The organism is Azospirillum himalayense (genome assembly GCF_042657465.1).
Taxonomy (GTDB): domain Bacteria; phylum Pseudomonadota; class Alphaproteobacteria; order Azospirillales; family Azospirillaceae; genus Azospirillum; species Azospirillum himalayense.
Map to the genome: position 1 here is coordinate 171,511 of NZ_JBHSLC010000023.1, position 5,892 is coordinate 177,402.

A 5,892-nucleotide genomic window follows, 5' to 3' on the forward strand; every position below is an offset into this window, starting at 1 on the left:
CTTCCGGAACCGCCGTGACGGCGCCGCTTTCGGACGCCTGGAGGATCGCTTCGATCAGCCGGTGGACCTTCAGCGCCTCCCGCCCGGAGACGCGCGGCTGGGTGCCATGGTCGAGCGCGTCGAGGAAGTCGGCCAGGACGGCGCGGTGGTGGGCGTTGGAGAAGGCCATGGGGTCGGCCCCGCCGCCCAGCGTGCCCGCCGTCTCCCCGGCCTGGACCGTCCCGCCGGAGCGCAGCTGCACCTCCAGCCGATCGCCGGTCAGCAGGGCGGAGCCGGCGGTTCCGGCAATCTCGATGCGCTCCGGATAGCCGGGATAGGCCGCGGTGGTGGCGTCCACCGTGGCGAGCAGCCCGCCGTCGTAGCGCAGGGCGGCGCACACCACGTCCTCGGTGTCGATGGGGCGCAGGCCGCTGGTGTTGGCGAAGGCCGCCACCTCGCGCGGCAGGCCGAGCAGGCTGACATAGAGGTCCAGCGTGTGGATGGCCTGGGTGAGCAGCACGCCGCCGCCGTCGCGTGCCTTCATGCCGCGCCCCGGCTGGGCGTAATAGGCGTCGTCGCGCCACCAGCGCACCACGACGGAGGCCGACAGCGGGCGACCCAGCGTGCCGGTGCGCAGCAGTTCCGCCAGCCGTTCGGCGGCGGCGCGGAAGCGGTGCTGGAGCATGACGCCGAGCGTCAGCCCGGCGCGCTCCATGCTCTCCACCACGGCGCGGCAGCCGGCGGGGGTGGCGTCGAGCGGCTTTTCCAGCAGGACGTGCTTGCCGGCAGCGGCGCAGCGGGCGACGAGGTCGGCGTGGGTGTCCGGCGGGGTCAGCAGCAGGACGGCGGAGACGGTGGGATCGTCGAGGATCGCCTCCGCCCGGTCCACCGCCGGCAGGCCGAAGCGCGCCGCGAAGGCGGCCCGGCGGTCGGCCGACGGGCTGAAGCAGCCCGCCACCTCGACGCGGTCCGCCAGATCCAGCAGGCTCTGGGCGTGCGGCGTCGCCGCCATGCCCAACCCGATCACGCCGACGCGGCGCCGCCCCGCCATCGTCAATCAGCCCTGGGCCAGGGCGGAGGCCTCGCGGGCCAGCCGCTCGATCTCGGACCAGCGGCGCTCCTTTATGGCGTCGGCCGGAGTCAGCCAAGTGCCGCCAAGCGCGAAGACGTTGGGAAGCGACAGGATCTCCTTCACATGCTCCGCCTTGAGGCCGCCGGTCGGGCAGAAGCGGATCTCCGGCATCAGCGGCGCCATGCCGCGCAGCGCCGGGGCGCCGCCGTTCAGCATCGCCGGGAAGAACTTCAGCTCGCGGAAGCCGTGCTCCATGGCGATCAGCGCCTCGGCCACCGTGGCGATGCCCGGCAGATAGGGCAGGCCGGCGGTCTTGGCGGCCTCCGCCAGACGGTCGGTCAGGCCGGGGCTGACGACGAAGCGGGCGCCGGCGTCGCGGGCCTGGGCGAACTGCTCGGGCCGGATCAGCGTGCCGAGGCCGACCAGGGCGCCCGGAACGCGGGCGGCGATGGCCTCCGCGCAGGCCAGCGCCGCGGGGGTGCGCAGCGTCACCTCCAGCGTGGTCAGGCCGCCGGCGACCAGCGCCTCGGCCAGGGCGACCGCGGTGTCCGGCTCGTCGAGGACGAGGACCGGGACGATGCGCGGGCCGGACAGGGAGGGTTCAAGACGCGGGTGGGTCATGTCAGGGCCTCGGCAGGAGAGAAATACAGTGGGGTGGCGTGCCGCATGTCGTCGATGGTCAGCAGCAGGCCGTCGATGTGGTCGCCGAGCGCCGTCACCGCGCGGTCGGGGTCATGGTCCGCGATGGCGGCGACGATGGCCTCGTGCTCGGCGATGACGGTCGCCAGGCGGCCGGGATAGGGAAGGGTCATGTGGCGGCAGCGGTCGATCTGCACCTTCACCTGCTGGGTGATCGGCCAGAAACCGGGATAGCCGGCGATGTCGGCGATCAGCGCGTGGAACGCCTCGTCCGCCTGGTGGAAGCCGTCGGCGCAGCCCGAGGAGTCCACCTCGCGCTGCCGCTCCAGATTGGCCTGGAGGGCGGCGATCTGGCTGCGGGTGGCGCGTTCCGCCGCGAAGCGGACGGTCGCCTGCTCCAGCGTCTTGCGGATCAGGTTGGCTTCCGGCAGGGCGGCGATGGGGATGCGCGCCACGAAGGTGCCCGACTGCGGAAAGACCTCCACCAGCCCCTCGTCGGCCAGCCGCAGAACGGCCTCGCGCACCGGGGTGCGGCTGACGCCGAAGGCTTCGGCCACCAGCTTCTCCACGATCGGGTCGCCCGGCCTGCGGGCCAGCGACACGATGTCGGCCCGCAGATCGCGGTAGATCGCCGCCGCCGCCGTGGTCCCGCGCTGCGACGCGCGGGGCGGCTTCATGGTTCCCGGGGCGGTCGACGTCTGGCCAGGGGGCATGGAGGGTCCCTCCGTCAGGGGATCAGCCGTCCAGCACGGACGCCATGGCGTCGCGCGGGATGACGGCGCCGCGGTGCTGGATGACCACGGCGGCGATGCGGTGGGCGGAGCGCGCCGCCTCCACGGGCCCAAGGCCCTTCAGGCGGGCGCTGAGGTAACCGGCGCTGAAGCTGTCGCCCGCCGCGGTGGTGTCCACGACCTTGGCGACCTTCTCCGATGGCACGGTCTCCTCGACGCCGGGGGCGGAGACGATGCAGCCCGGCTTCTCCAGCTTCAGCACGATCTCCGTCACCCCGGCGCCGCGGACGCGGGCCATGGCGCTGTCGGCATCGGCGTCGCCGTAGAGGCCGCGCAGGTCTTCGACGCCCGGCAGGGCGATGTCGGTGCGCCGGAGCATCGCGTCGTAGGCGCGCTGCGCCGTCTCACGGTCGGGCCACAGGCGGGGGCGCCAGTTGGTGTCGAAGGCGACACGGCCGCCGCGCGCGCGCAGGCGGTCGAGCATGGGGAACAGCACCTCGCGCCCGCGCTCGCCCCAGATGGCCAGGCTGATGCCCGACATGTAGAGCAGGTCGTAGCTTTCCAGATCGGCGACCAGCGCCGGGCTGTCGGGCAGCACGAACAGGTCGCGGGCCGGTGCGGAATCGCGCCAGTAGAGGAAGCGCCGCTCGCCGCTGTCGTCCGTCTCGATCATGTAGAGGCCGGGGACGCGGTTGGGGACGCGCAGCACATGGCCGGTGCCGACCCCCTCGGCTTCCCAGGTGGCGACCATGGCGTCGCTGTTGCCGTCGTCGCCCAGCGCCGTAACGTAATCCGTTGCGACGCCCAGCCGCGCCATGTAGACGGCGGTGTTCAGGGTGTCGCCGCCGAAGCCCATGGTGAAGGTCCCGTCGGGACGGCGCACCAGTTCGATCATGCATTCGCCAAGGGCCGCAACCCGGCGTGCGGACTCACCCATCGCCATCCCCCGTCCGGCGGTCCGATCCGCCGGTCTGTGCTAAAGAGTTCGAACGACACGGGTTTTTAGTCCCGTGCCTCCTGGGGTCAAGTATACTAATATATCAATATCCGAGGCAAGGCTTTTCGGGCGCTGGCCATTGGTGTGGTCATGCGGCGTTTTGCTGCTTCTTGCGCAGCCGCTCGCGGTGGGCGGTGTAGAGGCCGCTGGCGATGATGATTCCGGTGCCGAGGAAGGTCCAGTGGTCGGGCAGCGCGCCGAAGATCAGGAAGCCCAGCAGCGTGGACCAGACGATCTGCACGTAGGAGCAGGGGGCCAGCACCGACGCCTCGCCGAAGCGGTAGGCCTGCACCATCAGCCATTGCCCCATGGTGGACACCAGCCCGATCAGGGCGCCCAGCGCCACCTCCGTTGCGGTCGGCATGGTGACGTTGAAGGGCAGCAGCATGGTCAGCACGGCGAGGCCGGTCAGGGCGGACCAGATCAGGGTGGTGGTGGGATGCTCCTGCCCGGTCATCTTGCGGGTGATGACCACGCCGGTCGCCCAGCTCATCGCCGACAGGATGGGGAAGATGGCCGCCGGCTGGAAGGCCGCCCCGCCGGGCCGGATGACGATCAGCACGCCGAGCAGCCCGACCAGCACCGCCGCCCAGCGGCGCGGTCCGATCTTCTCGCCCAGCACCAGGATCGACAGCACGGTGACGAAGACCGGCGAGACGTAGCTGGTCGCCGCCGCCTCGGCCAGGGGCAGGTAATGCATGCCCATGATGAAGAACAGCGCCGAGCCCAGCATGCCCAGCCCGCGCAGAACCTGAAGGCCGGGGCTGGCGGTCTTCATCACCGGCGGGCCGCCGCGGATCATCAGCGGCAGCAGCAGCGTGGTGAAGCCGACATAGCGCATCCAGCCGATTTCGATGGAGGGCAGCGTCTGGGCCAGATACTTCGCCGTCGCGTCGGAGCAGGAGAAGAAGAAGACCGCGGCGACGACCATCAGAATGCCGCGCACGGGATCGTCGCGGCGCTCGCGGCCATGGGAGGGCATGGTCTGGGCGGCGGACACCCCTTCCGGGGGTCGGGAGCAGTCGGGCATGGCCGGAGGGCGCTTCCAGGCAGGAGGACGGCAAGCGGAAGGATGGTCCGGGTCTCTCGCCCGGTTAACCGTCAGGTTACTGATATATCATGCCTGGGAACAATGGTGCGGAGCGTCATGGCAGCCATACGGCCCGGCCCCGCGAATCCACAAGGTGCGCCTGGGGGTCAGCCGTCGCCGCGGTCCACGGTGGCGGGGCTGCGCAGGGCCGAGGTGACGGCGGGCGCCGGGCGCAGCAGCGGCGTCGGCGGGTTGATCGGCAAGTCCATCAGGCCGCGGCGGGCGGCGTTGCGCTCCAGCTCGTAATCGGGATCGGGGAAGCGTTGCAGGAGCGTCTCGTAGGTGTCGCGCGCCGCGGCGGGGCAGCCCAGGATGCGGAACGCCTCTCCCTGCCGCAGCAGGGCACCCGCTTCCGTCCCGCGGTGATAGGAGGCGAGGCTGGCCGCCACGGCGAACCAGCGGTCGTAGGCGGTCCACAGCGCCTCCACCGTCGGCCCCTCGCACCGCCCGGCCTCAACCGCGGCTTCCAGCGCCTGGCGGTAGGCGGTGTCGGGCGCCGGGCTGGTCATCGCACAGCCGCCTGCCAGCAGGAGGACACCCGCAAGCGCGGTTCCGGCAATCGCCTGTCTGTTGCGGGTCGGCATCGGTTCCTCTCCCCCGTTCGCATCCTCTCGCCACCAGTCAAATACAACCGGGTTAAAGCCCGGTTCAAGCCAGCGGGATGGCGTGCGCGGAGGTTCGGCGTTGCAGGCAACTCGGGAGGAAAATGCTTCGAATTTCGAGGCAAAGAGCAGCCAAGAATCTACGCCTTAACGGATATTAAAAGTCATATAAAAGCGGGCCGTAACATTATCCCTTGAGGTAAGCCGAATGGTTGACTCGCGGTACAGGAAGGCTATTACCTGAGGGTGTGAGAAAATAAAGCACTCGGAATTAAGGAAAATTTTAAGTGCCTTGTCCTCCAGCCCTCTAGTCGAAACCCCTGTTGCGGAGAATCCCATGCGCGCTGTCCTGGTTGAACCGAACCCCCTGATCGCCGACGCGCTCGGCCGTCAGCTCGGCATGGGGAAGATCCGCTACGACCGCCAGGACTGGGCCGGGCTGGAGGAGCTTCTGCAGGAGCAGGGTGCGGAAGGGCTCGGCTACGACGCCATCGTCCTGGGCAGCGTCGAGGACCCGGCGCGCTGCGTGGCGGCGCTGCGGGCGCATCAGGTCGGGGCGGCGATCCTCTGCCTGCTCGACCGGCGCTGCGTGACGACGACGGTGGAGCTGCTGCACGCCGGGGCCGACGACGTGCTGGTCAAGCCGGTGGTCAGCGCCGAGGTGCGGGCGCGCATCGAGGTAGCGCGGCGGCGCTCGCGCGGCCTGCTGAGCAACGCGGTGCGGGTCGGCCGGCTGACGGTGTTCCTCGACGGGCGCGACCCGGAGGTCGGCGGCGAGCGGC

6 protein-coding genes and 1 pseudogene are annotated in these 5,892 nt (G+C 70.7%); 1 reads left to right on the top strand and 6 read right to left on the bottom strand.

Annotated elements, in window-relative coordinates; all coding sequences use genetic code 11:
* From ACFPMG_RS14865 to ACFPMG_RS14890, 6 genes are all read right to left on the bottom strand, one after another.
* On the bottom strand, positions 1-1,030 hold a 1,030-nt coding region (locus ACFPMG_RS14865; protein ID WP_376995868.1), incomplete at its 3' end, for a Gfo/Idh/MocA family protein.
* Between the two features lie 6 nt (positions 1,031-1,036).
* Positions 1,037-1,672 carry a bifunctional 4-hydroxy-2-oxoglutarate aldolase/2-dehydro-3-deoxy-phosphogluconate aldolase gene (eda, locus tag ACFPMG_RS14870; protein WP_376995869.1) on the bottom strand — a complete coding sequence of 212 codons (636 nt, stop codon included), beginning with the start codon at positions 1,670-1,672 and terminating at the stop codon, positions 1,037-1,039.
* Entirely contained in the window at positions 1,669-2,403 is a 735-nt protein-coding gene (locus ACFPMG_RS14875) for a GntR family transcriptional regulator (RefSeq protein WP_376995870.1), read from the bottom strand. Before ACFPMG_RS14875 ends, eda begins: the two co-directional genes overlap by 4 nt.
* Positions 2,404-2,425: 22 nt before the next feature.
* Positions 2,426-3,358: a sugar kinase gene (locus ACFPMG_RS14880; RefSeq protein WP_376995871.1), complete on the bottom strand. Its 933-nt coding sequence runs from the start codon at positions 3,356-3,358 to the stop codon at positions 2,426-2,428.
* A gap of 148 nt (positions 3,359-3,506) precedes the next feature.
* Positions 3,507-4,448 carry a DMT family transporter gene (locus ACFPMG_RS14885; RefSeq protein WP_376995872.1) on the bottom strand — a complete coding sequence of 314 codons (942 nt, stop codon included), beginning with the start codon at positions 4,446-4,448 and terminating at the stop codon, positions 3,507-3,509.
* 167 nt (positions 4,449-4,615) lie between these two features.
* Complete coding sequence (locus tag ACFPMG_RS14890; protein ID WP_376995873.1) at positions 4,616-5,092, bottom strand: hypothetical protein; 477 nt, start codon at positions 5,090-5,092, stop codon at positions 4,616-4,618.
* Between the two features lie 355 nt (positions 5,093-5,447).
* On the opposite strand from ACFPMG_RS14890, the pseudogene ACFPMG_RS14895 reads away from it, so the two are divergent.
* Positions 5,448-5,892, top strand: a pseudogene (locus tag ACFPMG_RS14895) (DNA-binding response regulator); the annotation flags it as partial.

Coding starts and splice junctions, on each gene's coding strand:
- eda (WP_376995869.1), bottom strand. CDS start 1,672: ATGACCCACCCGCGTCTTGAACCCTCCCTGTCCGGCCCGCGCATCGTC.
- ACFPMG_RS14875 (WP_376995870.1), bottom strand. CDS start 2,403: ATGCCCCCTGGCCAGACGTCGACCGCCCCGGGAACCATGAAGCCGCCC.
- ACFPMG_RS14880 (WP_376995871.1), bottom strand. CDS start 3,358: ATGGGTGAGTCCGCACGCCGGGTTGCGGCCCTTGGCGAATGCATGATC.
- ACFPMG_RS14885 (WP_376995872.1), bottom strand. CDS start 4,448: ATGCCCGACTGCTCCCGACCCCCGGAAGGGGTGTCCGCCGCCCAGACC.
- ACFPMG_RS14890 (WP_376995873.1), bottom strand. CDS start 5,092: ATGCCGACCCGCAACAGACAGGCGATTGCCGGAACCGCGCTTGCGGGT.